At 64.3% G+C, this 23616-nt stretch carries 19 protein-coding genes; 13 read left to right on the top strand and 6 right to left on the bottom strand.

The window, feature by feature from the left end; genetic code table 11:
• Positions 1–81 precede the first annotated feature (81 nt).
• The 4 genes from ACF8K2_RS22045 (at position 82) to ACF8K2_RS22030 (ending at position 3980) form a co-directional block, all read left to right on the top strand.
• Positions 82–435: a hypothetical protein gene (locus ACF8K2_RS22045; RefSeq protein ID WP_186557270.1), complete on the top strand. Its 354-nt coding sequence runs from the start codon at positions 82–84 to the stop codon at positions 433–435.
• Between the two features lie 166 nt (positions 436–601).
• Entirely contained in the window at positions 602–1312 is a 711-nt protein-coding gene (locus ACF8K2_RS22040; protein WP_392467616.1) for a FadR/GntR family transcriptional regulator, read from the top strand.
• A 102-nt stretch (positions 1313–1414) separates the two neighbouring features.
• Positions 1415–2608: an L-2-hydroxyglutarate oxidase gene (gene lhgO / locus ACF8K2_RS22035; RefSeq protein ID WP_392467614.1), complete on the top strand. Its 1194-nt coding sequence runs from the start codon at positions 1415–1417 to the stop codon at positions 2606–2608.
• Between the two features lie 43 nt (positions 2609–2651).
• The gene (locus ACF8K2_RS22030; protein ID WP_186557273.1) at positions 2652–3980 is read left to right on the top strand and encodes an MFS transporter; all 1329 of its coding nucleotides are present in this window, start codon (positions 2652–2654) and stop codon (positions 3978–3980) included.
• Between the two features lie 56 nt (positions 3981–4036).
• On the opposite strand, the gene ACF8K2_RS22025 is transcribed toward ACF8K2_RS22030, so the two are convergent.
• Complete coding sequence (locus tag ACF8K2_RS22025; RefSeq protein ID WP_392467612.1) at positions 4037–5380, bottom strand: T6SS phospholipase effector Tle1-like catalytic domain-containing protein; 1344 nt, start codon at positions 5378–5380, stop codon at positions 4037–4039.
• Between the two features lie 234 nt (positions 5381–5614).
• Here ACF8K2_RS22025 and ACF8K2_RS22020 point away from each other — a divergent pair, with 234 nt between their 5' ends.
• The 9 genes from ACF8K2_RS22020 to ACF8K2_RS21980 all read left to right on the top strand — a co-directional run bounded on the left by ACF8K2_RS22020 (position 5615) and on the right by ACF8K2_RS21980 (position 18015).
• Complete coding sequence (locus ACF8K2_RS22020) at positions 5615–6574, top strand: MoxR family ATPase (protein ID WP_186557275.1); 960 nt, start codon at positions 5615–5617, stop codon at positions 6572–6574.
• Between the two features lie 4 nt (positions 6575–6578).
• Entirely contained in the window at positions 6579–7523 is a 945-nt protein-coding gene (locus ACF8K2_RS22015; protein WP_186557276.1) for a DUF58 domain-containing protein, read from the top strand.
• Positions 7520–8014 (top strand): DUF4381 domain-containing protein, encoded by a 495-nt coding sequence (locus tag ACF8K2_RS22010; RefSeq protein ID WP_186557277.1) that lies wholly within the window; start codon positions 7520–7522, stop codon positions 8012–8014. Before ACF8K2_RS22015 ends, ACF8K2_RS22010 begins: the two co-directional genes overlap by 4 nt.
• On the top strand, positions 8007–9083 hold the full coding sequence (locus ACF8K2_RS22005) for a vWA domain-containing protein (RefSeq protein WP_392467609.1): 1077 nt from the start codon (positions 8007–8009) through the stop codon (positions 9081–9083). Before ACF8K2_RS22010 ends, ACF8K2_RS22005 begins: the two co-directional genes overlap by 8 nt.
• Entirely contained in the window at positions 9080–10795 is a 1716-nt protein-coding gene (locus ACF8K2_RS22000) for a tetratricopeptide repeat protein (RefSeq protein ID WP_392467607.1), read from the top strand. Before ACF8K2_RS22005 ends, ACF8K2_RS22000 begins: the two co-directional genes overlap by 4 nt.
• Positions 10792–12402, top strand: coding sequence for a BatD family protein (locus ACF8K2_RS21995; RefSeq protein WP_392467605.1), 1611 nt, complete (start codon positions 10792–10794; stop codon positions 12400–12402). The genes ACF8K2_RS22000 and ACF8K2_RS21995 overlap by 4 nt, the downstream gene beginning before the upstream one ends.
• Before the next feature lie 143 nt (positions 12403–12545).
• Positions 12546–13784, top strand: a complete 1239-nt coding sequence (locus ACF8K2_RS21990; RefSeq protein ID WP_392467603.1) for an exonuclease SbcCD subunit D C-terminal domain-containing protein — start codon at positions 12546–12548, stop codon at positions 13782–13784.
• The gene (locus ACF8K2_RS21985) at positions 13781–17425 is read left to right on the top strand and encodes an AAA family ATPase (RefSeq protein ID WP_392467602.1); all 3645 of its coding nucleotides are present in this window, start codon (positions 13781–13783) and stop codon (positions 17423–17425) included. The genes ACF8K2_RS21990 and ACF8K2_RS21985 overlap by 4 nt, the downstream gene beginning before the upstream one ends.
• Positions 17422–18015 carry a glutathione S-transferase gene (locus ACF8K2_RS21980; RefSeq protein WP_392467600.1) on the top strand — a complete coding sequence of 198 codons (594 nt, stop codon included), beginning with the start codon at positions 17422–17424 and terminating at the stop codon, positions 18013–18015. Before ACF8K2_RS21985 ends, ACF8K2_RS21980 begins: the two co-directional genes overlap by 4 nt.
• Before the next feature lie 128 nt (positions 18016–18143).
• Here ACF8K2_RS21980 and ACF8K2_RS21975 read toward each other — a convergent pair whose 3' ends face one another.
• The 5 genes from ACF8K2_RS21975 to ACF8K2_RS21955 all read right to left on the bottom strand — a co-directional run bounded on the left by ACF8K2_RS21975 (position 18144) and on the right by ACF8K2_RS21955 (position 23466).
• A complete protein-coding gene (locus ACF8K2_RS21975; RefSeq protein ID WP_392467598.1) occupies positions 18144–18323 on the bottom strand; it encodes a hypothetical protein in 180 nt (59 codons plus the stop codon).
• A gap of 149 nt (positions 18324–18472) precedes the next feature.
• Positions 18473–19603, bottom strand: coding sequence for a lactonase family protein (locus ACF8K2_RS21970; RefSeq protein WP_392467632.1), 1131 nt, complete (start codon positions 19601–19603; stop codon positions 18473–18475).
• On the bottom strand, positions 19569–19871 hold the full coding sequence (locus ACF8K2_RS21965; RefSeq protein WP_392467596.1) for a DUF5629 family protein: 303 nt from the start codon (positions 19869–19871) through the stop codon (positions 19569–19571). Before ACF8K2_RS21965 ends, ACF8K2_RS21970 begins: the two co-directional genes overlap by 35 nt.
• Positions 19872–20041: 170 nt before the next feature.
• Positions 20042–22417, bottom strand: coding sequence for an RND family transporter (locus ACF8K2_RS21960; RefSeq protein ID WP_392467594.1), 2376 nt, complete (start codon positions 22415–22417; stop codon positions 20042–20044).
• Between the two features lie 20 nt (positions 22418–22437).
• Positions 22438–23466, bottom strand: a complete 1029-nt coding sequence (locus ACF8K2_RS21955; protein ID WP_392467592.1) for a YCF48-related protein — start codon at positions 23464–23466, stop codon at positions 22438–22440.
• Positions 23467–23616 lie beyond the last annotated feature (150 nt).

The raw sequence follows: 23616 nt of genomic DNA, 5'->3' as shown, positions 1-23616 counted from the left end.
GTCAATGGCCGGTAACATTCGTTTATGGATCCGCCCAAGACTGGCAGAATTCACTTTCACTTCACTTGACCCGAGCTGCCCATGCAACTGAAAACCGCCCTGCTCTTCGCCACCCCTTGCGATGACGAGGAAGACAACATGGCGACCCTGTGCTGCCACAGCGACAAGGGCCAGATGTTCTTGCTCACCCGTTATCCAGACGAAGACACGGTCGACCTGACCCTGGATGATGAGCCCTCGACCCTGGATGGGCTGAAGGTGACGCTCAGTGCCGAACGGCTGCTGCTGGAGGTGGCTGCGGGGGATACCGATGCACTCAAGGGGGATGACACCCTGGAGATCGTGTTGACTAGCCAAGGTACCGACCTGGCTGAGGTCGAGGAGACGCTGCGGATCATCCTCGAAGGCACCGGGACCTACGTCAGCGAGCTCTGAGTGATGAACTGAAGGTGCTGGCCTCATCGCGGGACTAGCGCTAGCCCTGAGCGGGCTTATCCCGCGATGAGGCCAGCACTGTAAACACACCACTCACTGAAACAATTGACAGCCAACCTTCCCGACAGGCATTGTCTGACAACCTGATCAATAGGCATCACCGTCCATGCTAGAGCTCCAGCGCCCAGACACCTTGGTAGAACGGGTCGTCAGCGCCATCCGCGCAGAGATCGATTCCGGCCGCCTGGCCGCCGAATCGCGTCTGCCCACCGAACAGCAACTGGCCGAGCAGCTCAATGTCAGCCGCTCGGTGGTGCGCGAGGCTGTGGCTCAGCTCAAGGCTGACGGTGTATTGATCGCTCGCCGCGGGCTCGGCTCGTACATTTCGCAAACGCCCAATGGCACGGTGTTCCGCTTCCCCGGCAGCAACGGGCGCAAGCCGGACCTGGTGCAGATGTTCGAGATGCGCCTGTGGATCGAAACCCAGGCCGCCGCCATCGCCGCCCGCCGCCGCGACGCCGCCGACCTGGCGAGCATTGCCAAGGCCCTCGAGCAGATGCTCGACAAGCGTAACGATCTGGCCGCCGCTGCCGCCGCCGACGTCGCCTTCCACCGCGCCATCGCCGAAGCCAGCAAGAACGACTACTTCGTGGCCTTCCATGATTTCCTTGGCGGCCAATTGGCCGCCGCGCGCCGCAATGCCTGGGAGAACTCCGCCACTCACTCAGTGGGGGGCTCGGCAGACGCCAATCGCGAACACCAGGCGCTGTACCAGGCCATCGCCGACGGCGACCGCCACGCCGCTGCCGCCTGCGCCGAAGCGCACCTGCGCGCTTCGGCCAAACGCCTGAAAATCGACCTGCCCGCCCTCGACTGAACCCGGAGAACCCATCGCGACCTGGCGAGGCTTTCACGCGCACCACTTAGTCTGACAACCTGATAAGCAGATCCACCGACAAGAATACCAAGGTACCCCTGCATGACTTACGACTACCTCATCATTGGTGGCGGCATCGTCGGCCTCGCCACCGCGATGGCCTTGCTCGAACAGCGCCCCGGCGCCTCATTGCTGATTCTGGAGAAAGAATCCAGCCTCGGCCGCCACCAGACCGGCCACAACAGCGGCGTGATCCACGCGGGGATCTACTACGCCCCGGGCAGCCTCAAGGCCGAGCTGTGCAAACGCGGCGCCCAGGCCACCAAGGAGTTCTGCACCGAACACGGCATTGCCTTCGACGTCTGCGGCAAGCTGCTGGTGGCCTCCAACGAGCTGGAAATGCAGCGCATGCAGGCGCTTTATGAGCGCTCGCAGCAAAACGGCTTGAAGGTCGAGCGCCTGGATGGCGCCGAGCTCAAGCAGCGCGAACCGAATATCGCAGGCTTAGGCGCGCTGTTTCTCGATGCCACAGGCATCGTCGATTACAAGCAGGTCTGCTACGCCATGGCCAAGGTGATCGAGCAAGCCGGCGGCGAAGTGCGCCTGTCGACCAGCGTGCAGGCCATTGCCGAGCACGGTGATTACGTAGAAGTGAGCAGCGCCGAGCACAGCTGGCGCGCCCGTCAGCTGGTGGCCTGCGCGGGGCTGCAATCGGACCGCCTGGCGCGCCTGGCCGGGGTCAAGATCGACCACCAGATCATCCCGTTTCGTGGCGAGTACTACCGCCTGCCAGCGAGCAAGAACCAGATCGTCAACCACCTGATCTACCCGATCCCCGACCCTGAGTTGCCGTTTCTCGGCGTGCACCTGACGCGGATGATCGATGGCAGCGTCACCGTTGGCCCCAATGCGGTGCTCGGCTTTGGCCGGGAGAACTACCGCAAGCTCTCGGTGAACTGGGGCGATGTCGCCGAGTACGCGCGCTTCCCGGGCTTTTGGAAAACCATCTGGAACAACCTCGGCTCCGGCACCCGCGAGATGAAGAATTCGCTGTTCAAGCGCGGCTACCTGGAGCAGTGCCGCAAGTACTGCCCGTCGCTGCAGGTGGAAGACCTGCTGCCCTATGAAGCCGGCATTCGCGCCCAAGCGGTCATGCGCGACGGCAGCCTGGTGCACGATTTCCTGTTCGCCGAGACCCCGCGCATGGTGCATGTCTGCAATGCCCCCTCGCCGGCTGCCACCTCGGCTATCCCGATCGGCCAGATGATCGCCGAAAAGATCCTCAAGGCCCGCTGAACCTGCTGCACACACAACTACAAAGACAATAAGGAAACCTCAGATGTCGGTACATGAGGCGGCTGTGGCCGCAACGGAAACCCCCGATCAGAAACGTAAACGCCTGCGCAAGGTGGCCGCAGCGACCATCTTCGGCTCGATGCTGGAGTGGTACGACTTCTACCTGTACGCGACCATGGCGGCGATCGTGTTCTCGAAGATCTTCTTCGATGCCAGCAATCCGGCAGTAGCCTCGCTACTGGCGTTTTCCACCTTCGCCATCGGCTTCATTGCCCGGCCCTTCGGCGGCATCCTGTTCGGCTACCTGGGCGACCGCTTTGGTCGCAAGCACGTACTGGTGATCACCTTCTGCATGATGGGCGTGTGCACCGCGCTGATCGGCCTGATCCCCAGCTACGCCTCGATTGGCATCTGGGCGCCGATCCTGCTGGTGGTGATCCGCATCATCCAGGGCCTGGGCGCTGGCGCGGAACTGTCGGGCGCCGCGGTGACCTCCTACGAGCACGCCAGCGAAGGCAAGCGCGGCAGCCAGGGTGCCTGGCCGGCGCTGGGGCTGAACCTGGGCCTATTGCTGTCGTCGCTGACCGTGTACCTGCTGACCATGAACGGCAATGACTTCCTGCTCGCCGGCGGCTGGCGTATCCCGTTCATCGCCAGCATCGTGCTGGTCGCTGTCGGCCTGTGGGTGCGCAAAAGCATCCCTGAGACCCCGGACTTCAAGGAACTGGACAAGTCCGACGACAAGCCCAAGGTCTCGCCGCTCAAGCTGCTGTTCAAGAATGACCTCAAGGGCCTGGCCGTGGTGTTCTTCGTGGCCGTCGGCTACAACGCCCTGAGCTACATCTTCAAGACCTTCTCGCTGGCCTACCTGACCCAGTTCAAGGGCGTCGAGGCGCATGTCACCTCGCTGTCGGTGACCATCGCCAGCCTGGTGGCGATTTTCGCCGTGCCGTTCTTCGGCTGGCTGTGCGACCGCTGGAGCAGCAAGACCGTGCTGATGCTCGGCGGCGTGTTGTCGGCGCTGTTCGCCTACCCCTTCCTGCAACTGTTGGGCACTGGCGAGCCGACCATGATCTACATCGCAATCGGCATTGGCACCGGCATTCTGGCGCCGATGATGTTCGCCCCACAGGGCTCGTTCCTCAGCCGCCAGTTCCCGACCCAGACGCGCTCCTCGGGGTTTGGCACCGGTCGCGAGATTGGCACCGCGGTGGCCGGTGGCCTGGCGCCGTTGGGCGGCCTGGCGCTGGTGGCCAACTCCGCGACCCACTCCACCGAAGGTGTGGCGTTGATCCTGACCATCGCTGGCGTGCTGGTGGTGGCATTCGCCTTGTGTGACCAGGGGCGCAAGCACTCCAATTCGAAAAACTGATTGGCGAAAACTGATCGGCAAAGCCAATGCGGGGCCGCCAATGGCCTCGCATTCGCTCAGCGGTTGGCATGCACCGCCCGTCCACCTTCTGCGGGGCGGTCGATGTAGGTCAGGTCGAGGATACTGTTACGCAGCCCCTTGAGCGGGTTCCAGTGCGCCGAAGCGTGAATGTAGCGGCCCTGCAGCAGTTGCTGTTCCTCCTCGGTCAAGCCCGGCTGTGCAGTACGCCCCAGGGCGAACGCATGCAATTTACGGCTGATTTCATGCAGTGCCTGCGGCAATCGCCATGCCTGGCGCGCTTCATCCAGCTCAGCGAACGGCACCCCACTGCGCACCGCCAAGGCGTGCATGATCCGCAGGTAGATGCGCGACAGATGCCCACACACCTCGCGCTCGCGCTGCAGTGCGGCATACACCTGTTTCTCTGGCAGCTCACGCCGGCCGCCGCCAGCGGGGATCTCCCACGTGATAATGGTCGGCCGCGGCGCAGGGCTATCGCTGTACTCACACTCTAACTGCGCCTGGGCCAAGGCATAGGCACGACTTTGCGTCGCCGGGGTGCGCAACGGCAGTCGATTGGACTGCGGCTTGCTCAACAGCACCCGTTCGACGCTGCGCTCAGGGTAGCCACCGCCAATGTCTGAATGCACGCCAGGCAGCACGATGTCATGTTCAGTGCGCACCAGCGGGTAGTTGTAACGTCGCTCATCGCCCGCCACCAGCTGTACCACCTGCTTGGCCACACCCGGCTCAAGGCCCAGGCGCAATCCTGAATAGCGGCCATTGGCCGGGCTGAAATTGCCTTTGAGCGGCGCCACGATGGCCGCCACGGTATCGAACAGTCCGACGAATTCAATGGTGATTTCGCAGCGTATGGCCAAGCTTGCCAGCGCTTGCGCCAACTGGCTTTTTTCGCCCAGGCGCAGATCGTTGACCAAATGCCGGGCCGCCGCCGCCCCGCGACTAAAGCCAAACAAATCAAACTCAAGCTTGACGGTGCGTCCGCCTGGATATGCCTGACGCCAGCCCAGCAACTGCTCAACAATGGCCTGCACGGCTTGCGCCACCCGCGCCTTGACCCCAGTCGACCCCCGCCCGGTCAGCTGATGATAGAGCGAGTCCTGCGCGCCCCGGGTGGTGCCGATGCCTTCGACGTAGAGCTTGAAGCAATGGCGCAGCGCGCCGTCAGGCAGTTCAGCACAGCCAGTAGGATACAACTGGTGCAGCAAGGCCACGTTGCTCGGTGCGTTGGCGTAGCTGCCCTGGCGCGTGTCGGCTGCAGCCGGGTTATCGTCGGCCCGCAGGCTATTGCAGAAATTATTGCCCGTGCCGTCGAAGAACACCCCCAGACGCAGGGGCGTCGGGTGTCGCGGGAATGCCGCCGCATGATGGTCCGCCATGTCACTGCCCGTCCTGATTGCCGAGCCTCCATCAAAAGGCACAGCCACCGTTGGCGAGAATCAGGGTTTTTTCGCTTGCTCGTCGGAATCGGCCGAGGCCGCTGTCGTCTGTAACCCTTACATAAATTTGCGTGCCGCCATTAGTCGGCATGGGCCCGGATGGATTAAAGTATCACCCCCTGCCCGGGCTGCTCGCTTACCGCACCCCTGGCCCCTTTCCAGGAACCGTCGCCGATGGAACACCGTGAAGCGCTGATCGCGCTGCGCACCTTTCTTTCCTCCCAGATCCTGGGCCAGGAAAAGCTGGTTGAACGCCTACTGATCGTCCTCCTTGCCGACGGCCATATGCTGGTCGAGGGTGCGCCGGGCCTGGCCAAGACCAAGGCCATCAAAGAGCTGGCAGAAGGTGTCGAGGCGCAGTTCCATCGCATTCAGTTCACCCCCGACCTGTTGCCGGCCGATATCACCGGCACCGAGATCTATCGCCCGGAAACCGGCAGCTTCGTGTTCCAGCAAGGGCCGATCTTCCATAACCTGGTGCTGGCCGACGAAATCAACCGCGCCCCGGCCAAGGTGCAATCGGCACTGCTCGAGGCCATGGCCGAGCGCCAGGTCAGCGTGGGCCGCAGCACTTACGACCTGTCGCCGCTGTTCTTGGTCATGGCCACGCAAAACCCGATCGAGCAGGAAGGCACCTACCCGCTGCCCGAGGCGCAGCTCGACCGCTTCCTGATGCATGTGAAAATCGGTTTCCCCGACGCCGCCGTGGAGCGACGCATCCTGCAGCAAGCCCGAGGCGAAGCGCTCAATGGCGAGACCAAGCCGGAGCGCCGGGTCAGCCAGCAGGCGATCTTCGCAGCGCGCAAGGAAATTCTCGGCCTGTACATGGCCGATGCAGTGGAGGAGTACCTGGTGCAACTGGTAATGGCCACGCGCACCCCGGCCAAGTTCGACAGCGAGCTGGCCGACTGGATCGCCTATGGCGCCAGCCCCCGTGGCTCGATCGCCCTGGACCGCTGCGCGCGTGCCCATGCCTGGCTGGCCGGACGCGACTTCGTCAGCCCTGAGGATATCCAGGCGGTGCTGTTCGATGTCCTGCGCCACCGGGTGATTCTCTCGTTCGAGGCTGAGGCGGCAGGGGTCGACCAGGACCGCGTGGTCCAACGCATCCTCGACGTCGTTGCAGTCGCCTGAGCCCATGCCCACTGCGACGTTGGCCGAACCCGGTATCCGCACCAGCCTCGGCGAGTTGATCGACATGCGCCACCGCGTGCGCGAGATCCAGCTGTTCTCGCGGCCCGGCCAGCGCAGCCCATTGGTCGGCCTGCACCATTCCAAGCTGCGTGGCCGTGGCGTGGACTTCGACCAGGTGCGTGTGTATCAGGCTGGCGACGATGTGCGCAACATCGACTGGCGCGTCACCGCGCGTACCCAGGAGCCGCATACCAAGCTGTTCCACGAGGAGCGCGAGCGGCCGATCTTCATCATGGTCGAGCAGAGCCAGCGGCTGTTCTTCAGCTCCGGATTGATGTTCAAGTCGGTCCTGGCGGCCCAGGCTGCGGCGCTGTTCGGCTGGGCCGCGCTGGGCCATAACGACCGTATCGGCGGCCTGGTGTTCGGCGATAACGAGCACCATGAAGTCAAGCCGCGGCGCAGCAAGCAGAGCCTGTTGCAACTGCTCAACCGGCTGGCCAAGGTCAACCAGGCGCTGCACACCGAAGCGGTGCCGCAGGCCGACAGCCTGGCCCTGGCCCTGCGCCGGGCGCGCGAAGTGCTGCGCCCGGGCAGCTTGGCCATCGTCATTTGCGACGAACGCGCACTCAGCGAGGGCGTCGAGCAGCACCTGTCGATGCTCTCACGCCACTGCGACGTGCTGCTCATGCCGGTCTCCGATCCACTTGACCATGCCCTGCCCGCCGCCGGCCTGCTGCGCTTCGCCCAGCGCGGCGCCCAGCTCGAACTCGACACCCTCGACGCCAACCTGCGCCGCACCTACCACCAGCAGGCCGAAGCGCGGATCGAGCGCTGGGAGCTGCTGGCGCAAAAGCTGCGCGTGGTGCTGATGCCACTGAGCACCCAAAGCGAGATGATTGAGCAGCTGCGCGAGTACCTCAACGCCCAGCGCCCAGGGAGCAGCACATGAACCCGCTGGATTCGCTGCAGCCGTTGATCGCCCCCGCGGCGATTGGCTGGTGGCCACCTGCACCCGGCTGGTGGGTGTTACTGGCGCTGCTGCCGCTGCTCGCTTGGGGCCTGTGGCGGGTGCGTAAATGGCGCCCTGGCAAGCGGCGGATCGTGCGCGCCGAACAACCCCTGGACCCGGTACGGGTGGAAGCCCTGGCCGAGCTCGCACGCCTGCCCCGCCCCTATGACGGCGCACCCGCAGGCGCCTGGTTGCAGCAGATCAACGCCCTGCTCAAACGCCTGTGCCGCAACCACTACCCCGGCGCCAACAGCCACACGCTCAGCGGCCGCCAGTGGCTGGCGTTTCTCGACAACCGCTGCCCCGCTGCTGGCCTGACCCGCTGGATGGTGCTGGTCGAAGGCACCTACAAACCCGAGTGCAAGCTCGACGACAAAGCGATCGCCGGGCTCAGCCAGGCGGTCGAAACCTGGATCCGCAAGCATGTTTGAGCTGGCCTGGCCGTGGATCTTCCTGCTGCTGCCGCTGCCGTGGCTGGCGCGCTTGCTGCTGCCGGCCGCCGACAGCGGGGAGCCGGTGCTCAAGGTTGGCTTTCTCAATGAGCTCGAAGGTCTGGCCGGCCGGCGCGCGCGACTGAACCTGCCGACCTGGCGCCAGCAGGCACCCTACGTCCTGATCTGGCTGCTGCTGCTGATCGCCGCCGCCCGCCCGCAATGGCTCGGCGAGCCGGTGCCGGTGGCGGCCAGCGGGCGTGACCTGCTGGTGGCCGTGGATGTCTCCGGGTCGATGGATTTCCCCGACATGCTGTGGAAGGATGAGGAAATCAGCCGTTTGGACCTGGTCAAGGCGCTGCTCGGCGATTTCCTCCAGGACCGCGAGGGCGACCGGGTGGGCCTGATCCTGTTCGGCAGCGAGGCTTACCTGCAAGCGCCACTGACCTTCGACCGGCGCACCGTACGCACCTTCCTCGACGAAGCGCAGATCGGCATCGCCGGCAAGAACACGGCGATTGGCGATGCCATTGGCCTGGCCGTCAAGCGCCTGCGCCAACGCCCGGCACAGAGCCGAGTGCTGGTGCTGATCACTGACGGCGCCAACAACGGCGGGCAGATCCATCCGCTGACCGCCGCCCGTCTGGCCGCCCAGGAAGGCGTGCGCATCTACACCATCGGCATCGGCGCCAACCCCGAGGCCAGCGGCACTCCTGGCCTGCTCGGGCTGAACCCGAGCCTGGACCTGGATGAAGCCTCGCTGCGGGAAATCGCCGATCTGACCCAGGGCACCTATTTCCGCGCCCATGACGGCGCCGAGCTGGACGCGATCGGCGACACCCTCGATCAGTTGGAGCCAGTGGCGCAGCAACCGACCCAGGCGCGCACCGCCAAGGAGCTGTATGCCTGGCCGCTGGCCCTGGCGCTGCTGCTGAGCGTGTTGCTGGTGGTCGCTGTGCAATGGCCGGATAACCTGTTGCAGCGGGTCCTGCGTCGCCCCAGCTTCTTGCAACCGCACCCGCAATGGCGCGAGCGCTTGAAACGCCTGCGGCTCAGGAGGCGGCGATGATCGATCTCTGGCCGCAATGGTTGCGCCCGCTCTGGCTGCTGGTCGTGCCGCTGCTCGCCTGGCTGCTGTTCAAGCTCTGGCACCGGCGCAAGCGCGCCGGGCGCTGGCAGATGATCCTGCCGCCACAATTTCATGCGGTACTGCTTGGCGGCGGCAGTGGCAGCAACAGCAAGTTGCCGTGGATCGCCTTGGGCCTGGCCTGGTTACTGATCGTCCTGGCCTTGCTTGGCACCAGTTGGCAGCGGGTGGAAGAAACCCGCCAACGCCCCGCCGACCCACTGGTGATCATGCTTGAGCTAACCCCGCAGATGCTCGCCGAAGACAGCCCGCCCAATCGCCTGGAGCAAGCTCGGCGCAAGGTTCTCGACCTGCTCGAACACCGCCGCGACAGCCAGACCGCGTTGATCGTCTATGCCGGTAGCGCCCACACCCTGGTGCCGCTGTCCGACGACCTCGGTACCACGCGCAACCTGCTGGAAGCGATCGACCCGTCGATCATGCCCCAGCCGGGCCAGCGCGCGGACCTGGCAGTGCACAAAGGTCTGGCTTTGCTAGCCCAGAGCGGCCTGGGCCAAGGCCGCCTGTTGCTGATCGGCTCGGCCTTGAGCGATCAGGAGCGCGACGGCATCAAGCAGGCGCTAGGCCGCCAGGGCCCAAGCCTGCTGATGCTCGGCATCGGCAGCAGCGAGGGCGCGCCGGTGCGCCAGGTCAATGGCGAATACCTCAAGGATGAGCAAGGCGGTATCCTCCTCCCCCGCTTGGACAGCGCCAGCCTCAAAGCCTTCATCAATGGCACTGGCGGGCGCTATCGCCACGCCCGCATCGACGACCTGGACCTGCGCGGCCTGGGCCTGTTCGATAATCCGCGCGGCTTGCGCAACGATGGCCAGACCGTGCAATTGGACAGCTGGGCCGACCAAGGCTACTGGTTACTGCTGCCGCTTTTGTTGCTGGCTGCCTGTGCCGGACGGCGCGGCTGGCTGTTTTGCCTGCCACTGCTGCTGGCGCTGCCGCAACCGAGCCAGGCGTTCGAATTCAACGACCTGTGGCTGCGCCCTGACCAGCAAGGCCAGCGCCTGCTGGAGCAACAACGCCCGGCCGAGGCCGCACGCCACTTCGACGATCCGCAATGGCGTGGCATAGCGCTGTACCAGGCCGGTGACTATGAAGGTGCGGCCAAGGCATTTGCCCAAGGCAGCACGGCCGCCGCCCACTACAATCGAGGCAATGCCCTGGCCCGTGCCGATCAGCTGGAGGCAGCCCTGGACGCCTACGAGCAGGCCCTTGAGCGCCAGCCGGAACTGCAAGCGGCACTGGACAACCAGGCCCTGGTCCAGCAACTGTTGCTGCAGCGTCAAGCCAAGGCCGAACAGCAACAAGCCAGCAGCGATGCCCACGGCACCCCAGGCAGCGAAACCGACGGTAACAGCAGCTCGGCGACCAATCAGGCGCAAGCCACCCCCGGCAACGAGGAGCAAGCGCCCGGCCAGGAGCAAGGCGACAGCAGCAACGGCCCGCCGCCGCCAGGCAATCAGGCCGGCGATGACGACAGCCTTACCCAGCCGCCGCAACGCCCGGCTGCCACCAGCCTGGATGCCGAACAACGCCAGGCGTTGGAGCAGTGGCTACGAGAGATTCCGGACAATCCAGCGCAGCTGTTGCGGCGCAAATTCTGGTATGAACAGCAATTGCATCAGGAAAACCCACGATGAGTCGCTTCGGCGTCTTGCTCCTCACCCTGCTATGGATCGTCCAGGTCCACGCCCAGCCGACCCTGCAAGCCAGCGTCGATCGCAGCCGCCTGCAAGCCGGGGAAACCCTGGAGCTGATCCTCGAAAGCCAGGATGTCACCCAGTTCGGCAAACCCGACCTGCGTGCCCTGGATGCCGACTTCGAAGTGCGCGGCACCCGTCAGCTGAACAGCCTGCACACCCTCGATGGCGAAACCCGCGCCAGCACCCGCTGGATCATCACCCTGCTGCCGCGGCGCAGCGGCAGCTTGAGCATCCCCGCGTTGCAACTGGGCCAGTCGCATAGCCTGCCCATCGACCTGCAAGTACTCCAAGCCGATGCCAGCCGCCCGGACAGCGCCGCCAAGGTGTTCATCGAAGCGACCCTGGACAGCACTGAGGTCTACGTTCAGGCCCAGGCCGTGCTGACCCTGCGCATCTACCATTCGGTGTCGCTGTACGACGACAGCAGCCTCACCCCACTGCAGTTGGACAACGCCAAGGTCGAGCCGCTGGGCGAGTCGCGCACTTATGAAAAAGACATCGACGGCGTGCGCCACGGCGTCATCGAAACCCGCTATGCGGTTTATCCGCAGCACAGCGGCAGCCTCGATATCCCCTCGCTGACCTTCACCGCCACCGCCGCCGACAGCGCCGAGCAGCGCGCCGGTCGCCAGATACAAGTCAGCTCGCTGCCGCTGCGTCTTAGCGTGCGGCCGATCCCGGCCAACTATCCTGCCGACACCCCGTGGCTGCCAGCACGCAGCTTGACCCTGGAAGAACGCTGGAACCCCGACCCCAGCACGCAAACGGTGCAGATCGGCGATTCAATGACCCGCAGCGTCACCCTGCGCGCCGATGGCCTGTCCAGCACTCAGTTGCCGCCACTACCGGCCACCGAAATCCTTGGCCTGCGCCGCTACCCTGACCAGCCACTGCTGCGTAACGAGATCAACGAGCGCGGCATGACCGCCAACCGTGAAGAACGTGAAGCGCTGGTACCGACCCACAGCGGCGAGCTGACCTTGCCGACCGTCGACGTGACCTGGTGGAACACTCGCGAGGATCATCTGGAACACAGCAGCCTGCCGGCGCGCAGCCTCAACGTGCAGGACAACCCTGCCTTGAGTGCCGAAACCCCGGTGGGAGATAGCAGCTCTGCCAGCACCCTGCTGTGGCCTTGGCAGCTGGCGACGCTGGTGTTGGCATTGACCACGCTGCTCGGCTTCGCCCTGTGGTGGCGAGCACGCTCGCAGCCGGCGGTGTTGCGCGCGGCGCAGGCTGGCCCAAGCCCGCGCACCTTGCTCGATGACCTCAAGCGCGCCTGCCAGGCCAATGATCCGCAGGCTACCCGACAGGCGCTGGATGCCTGGGCACGCCAGCAGCCCGAGACCCTCGCCGAAATGGCGGCGCGCTTTGTGCCGTTGTCGGATGCGCTGGATGGATTGAATGGCGCGTTGTATAGCGAGAGCGGCCAGTATTGGCATGGCGATGAGTTGTGGCGGGCGATCGGGGCCATCCCGCCAGCCGAGCAATTGCTCGCGCCGACTGGGGATAGCGGCAGCTTGCCGCCGCTTTATCCCAAGTAGCGTTTCGCTGGCGTGGGTTCGGGCCTCGTACCGCGATGAGGCCCGCACATCCACCGCACATTGCTGATCGCAACTTGGGTTACCATACCCACCCGCAAAAATTCCATCGCAAGCAACCCCGACTCAACACCTACAGGTCACCCATGCGTCTGTTTCACACCTCCGACTGGCACCTGGGCCAAAGCCTGCATGGCCAGGAACGCGATTTCGAACACGCCTGTTTCCTGCACTGGCTGCTCGGCCAGCTGAAATTGCGCCAGCCCGACGCGCTGCTGATCGCTGGCGATATCTTCGACACGGTCAACCCGCCGGTCAAAGCCCAGGAACGCCTCTACGAATTCATCGTCCAGGCCCACGAGCAACAGCCCAAGCTGGACATCGTGATGATCGCCGGCAACCACGACTCCGGCTCGCGCATCGAGCTGCCTGCCGCGCTGATGCGCCGGTTGCGCACCCACGCCCTGGGCCGGGTGCACTGGCTCGACGAAGGCCAGCTGGACGCCGAACGCCTGTTGATTCCACTGACCAACGCCCGTGGCAAGGTCAGCGCCTGGTGCCTGGCCCTGCCGTTCCTGCGCCCTGCGGAGGTCACCGGCCCGCAGTTGGGCGATGACTACCTGCAAGGCATCACCCAGGTGCACCAGCAACTGATCGCTGCCGGCCAGGCCAAACGCAAGAAAGACCAGGCGCTGATCGCCATCAGCCACGCGCATATGGCAGGTGGCTCGATCTCCGAGGACTCCGAGCGCAGCCTGATCATCGGCAACGCCGAGGCGCTGCCGGCCAAGCTGTTCGACAAGGCCATCAGCTACGTCGCCCTGGGCCACTTGCACAAGCCGCAGAAGGTCAATCGCGAAGAACGCATCCGCTACAGCGGCTCGCCGATCCCGCTGTCGTTCGCGGAAATCAACTACCCCCACCAGGTGCTGGAAGTCGAGCTCGACGGTGCCGAGCTGGTCAGCGTCGAACCGCGGCCGGTGCCCCGCGCTGTAGCCCTGCAACGCATGGGCCCGGCGCCGCTGGCCGAGCTGCTCGAACTGCTCGCCGAGCTGCCGGTGATCGACCTGCTCGAAGACCCCAATCGCCAGCCCTGGCTGGAAGTGCGGGTGCGCCTGGACGAGCCACAGCCAGACCTGCGCCAGCAGATTGAAACGGCGCTGCAAGGCAAGGCCGTGCGCCTGGTGCGCATCAGTGCCGAATATGCCGGGCGCGGGACACTGGAGGAGGACAAGCTGGAGTTCGTCGAGCTGAGCCAGATGACCCCGCAGGACTTGTTCAGCCGGGCCTGGGAGCAAGCCTACGGCAATCCCGTCGACGAGCAGGCCCTGAGCGATTTCGCCCTGCTCCTGCAGGATGTCCAGCTGGAGCAGGAGCAGCCATGAAGATCCTTGCCATTCGCCTGAAGAACCTCGCCTCGCTGGCCGGCCCGATCGACATCGACTTTACCGCCGAGCCCTTGGCCAGCGCTGGTCTGTTCGCCATTACCGGCCCGACCGGCGCGGGCAAGAGTACCCTGCTCGATGCCCTGTGCCTGGCCTTGTTCGGCACCGTGCCGCGGCTCAATGCGATCGGCCGCGAGGCCAAGGTGCCCGATGCCGACGGCGACATCCCCACCTACGATCCGCGCAACCTGTTGCGCCGGGGCACCGGCAGCGGTTTTGCCGAGGTCGACTTCGTGGGTATCGACGGCCACCGCTACCGCGCCCGCTGGGAAGCCAACCGCGCCCGCGACAAGGCCAACGGCAAGCTGCAGCACAGCCGCCAGAGCCTCTACGATCTGGACAGCGAGCAGCTGCTGGGCAGCGGCAAGAACGAATACAAGCAATTGGTCGAAGCGCGCCTTGGCCTGAACTTCGAGCAGTTCACCCGCGCGGTGATGCTGGCCCAGAGCGAGTTCAGCGCCTTCCTCAAGGCCGACGACAAAGAGCGCAGCGAACTGCTGGAAAAGCTCACCAACACCGCGATCTATACCCGCCTCGGTCAGCGTGCATTCAGTAAATCGCGAGAAGCGGGCGAAGCCCACAACGCCCTCAAGGACCGCGCCAGCCACCTGCTGCCGATGGCCGTGGAGGCTCGCGCCGAGCTCGATCAGCGCTTGGAGCAGGCGCAACAAGCGCTCAAGGCCGAGCAGGCGCGCGAGCGTCAACTGGAACAGCAGCGCGCCTGGCTCAATGAACAGCACCAACTGCAAGCCCAGCACAGCGCTGCCAGCCAAGCCTTGCAAAGCGCTGAGCACGACTGGCAACAACTGGCCGGACAGCGCCTGGATCTGCAGCACCTGGAACGCCTGGCGCCGCAGCGCCACCCGTTCCATCGCCAGCAAGCCTTGGCCAGCCAGCTCACGCCGCTGGCTGCTGCGCTTGCGGCGCAGCAAGACCAGCAACAGAGCCTGCAAGCACGCGCCCTGGAGCTGCAACACGCCCTGCAAGCGGCACGCCAGGCGCTGAGCCAGGCCCAGACCGTGCAAAGCGACAGCGCCCCGCACCTGCGCCAGGCCTTCGCCGCCCAGGACAACCTGGCGCGTCTGGACAGTGAGTCGGCCAAGCTCGGCGACCTCGCCCGAGACGCTGAGCAGGGCGTCAGTGACGCTCAGCAGCAGTTGCAGCAACTCGACGAGCAGCAGCAACGCAGCCAGCAGCAACTGGTCGCAATCGATGCCGCCCTGGCCGACAGCGCCCCGCTGGCCGCATTGGCCAGCGCTTGGCAGGCTTATCGCGGGCAACTGCAGCAGCTGCTGCAAATCGGCAATCGCCTGAGCCAGGGCCGCGCTGAACTGCCCAGCCTGCAAGCCCAGGCCAGCCAGGCCAATGCCCAGTTGCAGGAACAGCGCGACGCCTTCGAGGTGTTGTTCCGTGAAGCTGGCGCCGAGCCGCAGGCCCTGGCCGAACAGCTCGACCTGCTCGGCACCATGCTGCAGGAAAACCGCAAGCAGCAGCGCGCCGTGGAAGAACTGTCACGCCTGCACGCCCGTGAGCAAGAGCTGCAACAGAACATCCAGTCGCTGCGCGAACGTCAGCAACAGGGCCTGCACCAACGTCAGCAATTGATCACCGAAGGCCAGTCGGCCAAGGCCGAGCTGGAAACCGCCGAGCAAGCCCTGACGCTGACCCGCCAGTTGCTCGAACGCCAGCGCCTGGCACGCAATACCAGCGTCGAAGAACTGCGCGCCCAGTTGCGCGATGGCGAGCCATGTCCGGTCTGCGGCAGCGCCGAGCACCCGTTCCATCAGCCCGAGGCGCTGTTCAATAGCCTTGGCCGACATGACCAGGCCGAAGAAGCCGCTGCCTTGGCTCAGGTGGAAAGCCTCAATGCCCGCCTGATCGACCTGCGCACCCAGGTCGGTATGGTCAATGGCCAGGTCAAGGAGTATCAGCACCAGCAGGGGCAATTGGCCGAGCAGTTGCAACCGCTGCAGCAGCAGTTGCAGGCGCATGCCCTGTGGCCGTCGCTCAGCGCTCAGGACGACAGCACCCGCAGCAGTTGGCTGGAGGGCCAATTGCGCCGTCTGGACGGCGAGATCAGCCGCGACGAACAACGCCAGAGCGCGCTGCTGACCCTGCAAAAGGACGCTGCCCGCCTCACCCAGCAATTACAGGCCGCCAACGAAGCGCAACAGCAGGCCCAGCGGCGTCTCGACCAGCAGCACCAGGCACTCGACGCCGACCAGGAACGCCTGGAGCAGGCATTGGCCGATTTTGCCGGGGTATTGCCCGCTGACATTCTCCAGGCCCTGCGCGACGAACCTGCGCATGCCTTCCTGGCGCTGGATCAGCAGGTGGCCCAGCGCATGCTCCAGCTTGAGCAGCAACAGGACGAACAGCAACAACAGCAGCAGCGCCAGCAACAACTGGAACGCCTGCGCGACCAGCAACAAGCGCGCCTGCAACGCCAGGGCGAGCTGCAACAGCAACTGGCCAGCCTTGCCGAGCAACAGCAACAAGCGCGCACGACCCTGGCCGCGCTGTTGGCCGAGCACACCAATGCCGAAGCCTGGCAACTGCATCTTGAGCAGCAGGTAGAACAGGCGCGCAGCAGCGAAGCCAGCACTGCCCAGGCGCTCCAGGAGGCCAACACGCAAAGTCTGCAAGTGGCCGCTGAACTCAAGGCCAATCAACAGCGCCGCGAGGCCCTGGAACAGGAGCACCAGGCGCTGCAACAGCAGATCAGCCAATGGCGCGCCGATCATCCGGAGCTGGACGACCAAGGCCTGGACCGGCTGCTGGCGATCGACGATGGCGCAGTGGCTGAGCTACGCCAACGCGTGCAAGCTGCCGACAAAGCCATCGAACAAGGTCGCGTGCTGCTGCAAGAGCGCCAGCAGCGCCTGCAACAGCACAATCAGCACGCCATCAGCGAAATGCCCACTGAAGAGCTGGAGCAGACCCTCAGCCAGCTGCAGCAACAACTGGCCGTGCATGAACAGCAGTGCGCCGAACTGCGCGCGCAACAGGCCGACGACCAGCGTCGCCAACAGGCGCATCAGGCCCTGGCCGCAGAGATCGAGCAGGCCTATCAACAGTGGCAACGCTGGGCGCGCTTGAATGCCCTGATCGGCTCGGCCTCTGGCGATGTGTTCCGCAAGATCGCCCAGGGCTACAACCTCGACTTGCTGCTGCACCACGCCAACAGCCAGCTGCGCCAGTTGGCCAAGCGCTACCGCCTCAAACGCGGCGGCAGTGCCCTTGGCCTGCTGGTGCTGGACACCGAGATGGGCGATGAGCTGCGCTCGGTGCACTCGTTGTCGGGCGGTGAGACCTTCCTGGTTTCGCTGGCCCTGGCCTTGGGCCTGGCCTCGATGGCTTCGAGTACCCTGCGCATCGAGTCGCTGTTCATCGACGAAGGCTTTGGCAGCCTTGATCCTGAGTCGCTGCAACTGGCCATGGACGCCCTCGATGGCTTGCAGGCCCAGGGCCGCAAGGTCGCGGTGATCTCGCACGTGCAGGAGATGCACGAGCGGATTCCGGTGCAGATCCAGGTGCGCCGTCAGGGCAACGGTTTGAGCGATGTGGAAGTCTGCGGATGATCCTCTACTCGTTCCGCCGCTGCCCCTGGGCCATGCGTGCGCGCCTGGCCCTGCGCTATGCCGACTGCGCCGTGCAGGTGTGTGAAGTGGCAATGAAGAACAAACCGGCCGAGCTGCTGGCACTGTCGCCCAAGGGCACGGTGCCGGTGCTGGCGACTGCCGACGGCGTACTGGAAGAAAGCCTGGATATCATGCGCTGGGCACTGGCGCAGAACGATCCGCAGGACTGGCAGCTGCAAGCAGACCCGACTGCGGCGCAGCACGCTGAGGCCCTGATCGCACGCAACGACAGCGTATTCAAGGCCCAGGTCAACCTGTACAAGTATGCCGAACGCTACCCCGAGCATTCGCGTGAGCATTACCGCCAGCAGGCCGAGCCCTGGCTGGCGGAGCTTGAAGGCCTGCTCGAAGGCCGGCCTTATCTGCTTGCCGGGCATCCAAGCCTGGCCGATGCCGCCCTGCTACCCCTTATGCGCCAGTTTGCCGGGGTCGAACCGCAGTGGTTCGCCGAGGCGGCTTATCCGCGGGTGCGGAGCTGGTTGCAGGGGTGGCTGGCTTCAGAGCTGTTCAAGGCCGTTATGGCTAAATAGCGATCAGCCTGGGAGCGGAACCTGTGGGAGCGGGCTTGCCTGCGAACCAGGGCAAAGCCCTGGCCATACACCGCAGTGTATTGTTCGCGGGCAAGCCCGCTCCCACAGGTTCAGTGTTGACATCGGGATCAGAGGCCGTTCTTGCCACTCAACGCTGCATGAAAATGGGCACTCTGGCGCAGGTACTGCTCGGTATAGCTGTGGGTGGCAGATGCCTTGCGGTTGGTGTCGGCATGGGCATGCGTCGGCAGCACAACCGAGGCGGAAATGGCGGAAGCGGCGATAACCGGGAAGAGATTGAAGTTCATCTGGGCTGACCTCGACATCGGTGGTTTGACAATGGCCCGGGTGGGCCTTGGGTCAAACTTACGCCGCCAAGGTCTGCCACTGAAATTCATTGCAGCAGTAGCAATTATCACCCCGGTTGATAGTCGCTGTTGATAGCCCCTGTTGATAGTCACTCGATGAACTTGAGGTCCGAGGGCGCATCCTGGGCCAGCTTCTGTACCGTCTCCCCGAGCTTGCCGCTACGCGGGTCGCGGCGCATGACCACGATCTGGTTGCTCTTCTGGTTGGCCACCAGCAGGTAGTTGCCACTGGGGTCCAGGGCGAACTCACGCGGATGATCGCCCTCGACCGAACGGCGCTGCAGCAAGGTTAGCTGGCCGTTGTCCTTGGCCACCGCATACACCACGATTTCATTCGCCGTGCCGCGGTTACTGACATACAAGAAGCGTCCATCGACCGACAGGTGCAAGCCACCCGACGCTTTTGCAGCGGCGTCTTGGCGTTCGCTCAAGGGCAGGCGCTGGCGCTCGATCAGGGCACCATCCTCAACATCGAACACCACCACTTCGCCACTCATCTCCAGGGTGAGATAAGCGTGCTGGCCCTTGGCATCGAACAGCAAATGCCGCGGCCCGCTGCCTGGCGGCAGGCTGACCGAGGCCGGAATCGCCGCGCTCAGCGGCTGTTCGGTGCTGGCGCCGTCGTAGCGGTAGATGAACACCTTGTCCGCGCCCAGGTCGCTGGCATACAGGTGGCGGCCTTCAGGCGAAGGCACCAGCGAATGCACATGGGCGCCGGCCTGGCGCTCGAGGTTGACCTTGCTCGGCGCATGCCGCGCCTGCTGCACCACCGGCTTGAGCTTGCCGTCCTTGGCCACCGGGATCACCACCAGGCTGCCGCCCGGGTCGGCGGCGACCGCGTAGTTGGCGACGAACAGATAGCGCTGATCGTGGCTGAGGCTGGCGTGGGTCGGCTCATCGCCTTGGCTGGCGACCTGGTTCAACGGTTTGATCTCGCCCTTGCTGCTGAGGGCAAAACTGCTGACCTGGCCCTTGGGCGTTTCATTAACCGCAAACAAGAGGCGCTGGTCAGCAGAGAGCACCAGCCACGACGGGCTGACGCTGTTGACCACTTGCAGCGGCTGGGTATCGATCTGGCCGCGTTCAGTGTCGAAATGGTAGCGGTAGATACCCTTGCTGGCGCCGTCGGTGTAGCTGCCCACCAGCAGGGTCGCGGCGTGTGCCTGGAGAAAAAGGCTCATCAGACTAGCGGCCAGCAGGCACTTCCAGGTCCGGTTCATCATCGTCGTACTCATCGTCATCGTCCGAGCCGTACACGGCACTCATACAGACTAGTTGATGCTCGCCCTGATCATCGTTGAGGCGCCACTGTTCACCCGCGCCGATTGCCGCGGCGACTTGTTCGGGGGTGAAGGTCCAGCGCTTGAGGTCGCGGCCGTCCATGCATTCGATCAGCAGACCGTTGTCGTTGAAGGTGAAGTCGAAGGCATGCAGGCCGTCGATCAGGAGCATGTCGCTGGATTCGAGGGCGGTGGCGAGGGTGGTCATGGAAGAGGTACCTGGGGAGCAAAGACCCGCAGTATACCTGTGGGGCCGCTTTGCGGCCCATCGCAGGCTGCGCCAGCTCCCACAATAGCCCGCGCACAGGGGGTTCATCGCAGACTTGTAGGAGCTGGCAAAGCCTGCGATGGGCCGCAAGGCGGCCCCCCGTACACCGATCAATGAGCGAAGATCGAGCCGCCCTCCTTGCCCGCCAACTTCTGCGGCTTGATCAAGAACCGCGCCAGCGCCGGCAGCAGCCACAGCGCACCGAACATGTTCCACAGCAGCATGAAGGTCAGCATCAAGCCCATGTCGGCCTGGAACTTGATCGCAGAGAAGATCCAGGTGCACACGCCAATCGCCAGGCACAAACCGGTGAACAGCACCGCTTTACCGGTCGAGCGCAGGGTCTGGTAATAGGCTTCCTGCAACGGCAACCCGGCCCGCAGGAAGCTCTCCAGGCGGCTGTAGATGTAGATGCCGTAGTCAACGCCAATCCCCACCCCCAGCGCCACCACCGGTAAGGTGGCGACCTTCACGCCAATGCCCATGAAGGCCATCAGCGCATTGCCCAGCACCGAGGTCAGTACCAGCGGCAGAACGATACACAAGGTCGCGGCAAACGAGCGGAAGGTGATCATGCACATCACCGCCACGCACAGGTAGACCAGGATCAGGATGGTCAGCTCGGCCGACTTGATCACCTCGTTGGTAGCCGCTTCGATACCCGCGTTACCCGCCGCCAGAAGGAACTGCAGACCTTCTTTGTTATGGCTGTCGGCAAACGTCTTGGCCACCGCCGTCACCCGCTCCAGGGTCTCGGCCTTGTGGTCGTTGAGGAACACCAGCACCGGCGCCAGCGAGCAGTCGGCGTTGTACAGGCCATCGGCACGGGCGATCGAGCTGTTGAGCACATCCGGGTTACGCGACAAGGTCTCCCATTTCAGGTTGCCCTCGTTCATGCCCTTGATCATCTGCTTGGACACCGTCACCAGAGAGATCGCCGACTGCACTCCAGGGGTGTTCTGCATGGTCCACATCAGCTCGTCGATCGGCGCCAGGGTCGAGTGGATCGAGCAGCTTTCCGACGGGGTCTTGACCATGATCACCAGGACATCGGAACTGGTCGAGTAGTTGCTGATGATGAAGTGGTTGTCCTGGTTGTAGCGCGAGTCCGGGCGCAGCTCAGGCGCGCCTTGGTCCAGGTCGCCGATCTTCAGGTTCTGGCTGTACCACAGCCCACCGGCGAAGGCGACCAAGGCCAGGGCGATGGAGACCGGCGCGACCTTGGCGCTGGCGAAATTGGCCAGCAGGCGCCAGAACGGATGCTCGCGGGTCGCATCCTTCTTGCTGCGCTCGATCGCCTTCTTGCTGATGCCCACATAGGAGATGGCGACCGGCAGCAGGATCAGGTTGGTGAAGACGATGACCGCCACGCCAATCGAAGCGCCGATGGCCAGCTCGCGAATCACGCCGATGTCGATGATCAACAGCGTGATGAAGCCCACGGCGTCGGCGAGGATGGCGATCATCCCCGGCAGGAACAGCTGGCGGAAGGTGCGCCGGGCAGCTGTCAGGGCATTGTCGGCGCCACTCGATTGCAGGGCGATGCCGTTGATCTTCTGCACCCCGTGGGAGATGCCGATAGCGAAAATCAGGAATGGCACCAGCATCGAGTACGGGTCAAGACCAAAGCCCACCGCATGCATAAGCCCCAGCTGCCAGACCACCGCCACCAAGGTGGTGATGAGCACGGCGATGGTGCTGCGGATGCACCAGGTGAACCAGTACAACAGGATCCAGGTAATCACCAGCGCCACGCCAAAGAACAGCGCCACCATCACCAGGCCATCGATCAGGTCGCCGACCTTCTTGGCGAAGCCGACAATGTGAATCTTCACATTGGGGTTCTGCGCCTGGAACTTGTCGCGGATCTTCTCTTCCAGCTGGTGGGAGAATTGCTGGTAGTCGAGCTTGATCTGCTTACCCTGATCCTGCGGGTCGGGGTAACTCTCCAAGAGCGGTACATCGACGATGCTCGACTTGAAGTTGTTGGCCACCAGGCGCCCGACCTGGCCAGACTTGAGCACGTTGTCGCGCAACTGGTCGAGGCTGTCGGCCGAGCCGTTGTAGGTATTGGGGATCACCTCGCCGCCGGCAAAGCCTTCCTCGGTGACCTCGGTCCAGCGCACACTGGGGCTCCACAGCGACTTGAGCCCGGCCCGATCGACGCCGGGGATGTAGAACACCTCGTCATGGATCTGACGCAGGGTCTCCATGTAGTCCTTGTCGAAGATATCGCCATTGACCGCTTCGACCGAGATGCGCACGGTGTTGCCGAGGTTGGCCAGGTCGTTGCGGTGCTCGAGCATCTGCTCGATGAACGGGTGCTCGAGCGGGATCATCTTCTCGAAGCTGGTCGATGGCCGGATCTGCGTGGCCTGCCAGAACAGGAAGATGCTCACCAACAGGCACAGGCCGATCACTACCGGGCGGTTGTTGAAGATCAGCCGTTCGAGCAGCGTGGCCTTGTCCTGATGGTGCTGGTGCATGTCAAAGCTCTCCTGGCGAGTCATGGCCGCACCTCTTCGGCACCTTCGCCGTTGGCCAGGTGCAGCCCGCCTTGGCCGACCAGCAGCAGGCCGCCATCGGCCAGGCCACTGACCCCGGCCAGGGCAATCCGATCAGCGCGGTTGTAGACCGTGAAACTCTGGCCGTCGTCATGACTGCGCAGCACGCTGCCGCCATTGCCGACCAGCACCAGGCTGCCGTCATCGAGAAGCGTAGCGCTTGCCAGGCCGAATTCGAGCGGGCCACGCGCGGCCTTGAGATCGATCTGTTGCCAGCTGTCGCCAAAATCAGTCGAGCGGTACAGGTTGCCGCGCAAACCATAGGCCAACAGGGTCTGCGCCTGGGCGGTGCCGATCACGCCGAACAGCGAGCCCTCGTAGGGGCCTTGCACGCTGGTCCAGCTCTGGCCGTTATCGCTGGAGCGGAACATGCTGCCCTGCTCACCGACGATGAACAGGCCGGCGTCCTTGATTGCGGCAATGCCATTGAGGTGCAGCTGATCAGGGTTGTCCAGGCGCTCGGCGACGTCCTGCCAATGCTGGCCGCCATCGGTGGTTTCCAGCAGCGCACCATAAGCGCCCACGGCGAAGCCATGCTGGGCGTCGAGGAATTTGACGTCGAGCAACGGCGCTTCGCGGGAAAGGTCTTCGAACTGCTTGCTCCAGGTGGCGCCGCCATCGGTGCTGGCAAGGATCTGCGCGTCGTGGCCGACCGCCCAGCCGCGCTTGTCGTCGAGGAAGAACACTGCGGTGAGCAGTTGCCGGGTGGGCACCCGGGCCTGGGTCCAGGTCTTGCCCTGGTCGTCGGAGAACAGGATATGGCCGCGATCACCGACCACCACCAGACGCTTGCCGGCATGGGCAGCGTCGATCAGCAGGCTTTCGCTGGCCTTGGCAGATTCGGTCGAATATTCATCGGCAGCAGCAGCTTCAACCCTGCCTGTCCACATCCCCAGTGCCAGCACCAGCATCGCGCCGGTCGCCAGCGGCCAGGCACCACGCCTGGCTTGCGCCATTCCCCGCTCCCTCATGACCGTCCCCTGTTGTGTTCTTGTAAGTGGGTCAATTCATTGCAGGCACTGCGAAAACCCTGTGCCAGAGCCCTGCAATAGCTTTGGGCCATCCTATCGGGGATTTCTTGGGGAACACAACGAGTGGGACGTTATGTTTTGTTAAGCAGC

It is taken from the genome of Pseudomonas sp. xss_2 (assembly GCF_043104195.1).
Taxonomy (GTDB): domain Bacteria; phylum Pseudomonadota; class Gammaproteobacteria; order Pseudomonadales; family Pseudomonadaceae; genus Aquipseudomonas; species Aquipseudomonas urmiensis.
This window is presented reverse-complemented; position numbering and strand designations above follow the sequence as displayed.

Coding starts and splice junctions, on each gene's coding strand:
- ACF8K2_RS22015 (WP_186557276.1), top strand. CDS start 6,579: ATGCCCACTGCGACGTTGGCCGAACCCGGTATCCGCACCAGCCTCGGC.
- ACF8K2_RS21955 (WP_392467592.1), bottom strand. CDS start 23,466: ATGAGGGAGCGGGGAATGGCGCAAGCCAGGCGTGGTGCCTGGCCGCTG.
- ACF8K2_RS22045 (WP_186557270.1), top strand. CDS start 82: ATGCAACTGAAAACCGCCCTGCTCTTCGCCACCCCTTGCGATGACGAG.
- lhgO (WP_392467614.1), top strand. CDS start 1,415: ATGACTTACGACTACCTCATCATTGGTGGCGGCATCGTCGGCCTCGCC.
- ACF8K2_RS21960 (WP_392467594.1), bottom strand. CDS start 22,417: ATGCACCAGCACCATCAGGACAAGGCCACGCTGCTCGAACGGCTGATC.
- ACF8K2_RS21975 (WP_392467598.1), bottom strand. CDS start 18,323: ATGAACTTCAATCTCTTCCCGGTTATCGCCGCTTCCGCCATTTCCGCC.
- ACF8K2_RS21965 (WP_392467596.1), bottom strand. CDS start 19,871: ATGACCACCCTCGCCACCGCCCTCGAATCCAGCGACATGCTCCTGATC.
- ACF8K2_RS21980 (WP_392467600.1), top strand. CDS start 17,422: ATGATCCTCTACTCGTTCCGCCGCTGCCCCTGGGCCATGCGTGCGCGC.
- ACF8K2_RS21995 (WP_392467605.1), top strand. CDS start 10,792: ATGAGTCGCTTCGGCGTCTTGCTCCTCACCCTGCTATGGATCGTCCAG.
- ACF8K2_RS21985 (WP_392467602.1), top strand. CDS start 13,781: ATGAAGATCCTTGCCATTCGCCTGAAGAACCTCGCCTCGCTGGCCGGC.
- ACF8K2_RS22025 (WP_392467612.1), bottom strand. CDS start 5,380: ATGGCGGACCATCATGCGGCGGCATTCCCGCGACACCCGACGCCCCTG.
- ACF8K2_RS22020 (WP_186557275.1), top strand. CDS start 5,615: ATGGAACACCGTGAAGCGCTGATCGCGCTGCGCACCTTTCTTTCCTCC.
- ACF8K2_RS21970 (WP_392467632.1), bottom strand. CDS start 19,603: ATGAACCGGACCTGGAAGTGCCTGCTGGCCGCTAGTCTGATGAGCCTT.
- ACF8K2_RS22010 (WP_186557277.1), top strand. CDS start 7,520: ATGAACCCGCTGGATTCGCTGCAGCCGTTGATCGCCCCCGCGGCGATT.
- ACF8K2_RS22040 (WP_392467616.1), top strand. CDS start 602: ATGCTAGAGCTCCAGCGCCCAGACACCTTGGTAGAACGGGTCGTCAGC.
- ACF8K2_RS22005 (WP_392467609.1), top strand. CDS start 8,007: ATGTTTGAGCTGGCCTGGCCGTGGATCTTCCTGCTGCTGCCGCTGCCG.
- ACF8K2_RS21990 (WP_392467603.1), top strand. CDS start 12,546: ATGCGTCTGTTTCACACCTCCGACTGGCACCTGGGCCAAAGCCTGCAT.
- ACF8K2_RS22030 (WP_186557273.1), top strand. CDS start 2,652: ATGTCGGTACATGAGGCGGCTGTGGCCGCAACGGAAACCCCCGATCAG.
- ACF8K2_RS22000 (WP_392467607.1), top strand. CDS start 9,080: ATGATCGATCTCTGGCCGCAATGGTTGCGCCCGCTCTGGCTGCTGGTC.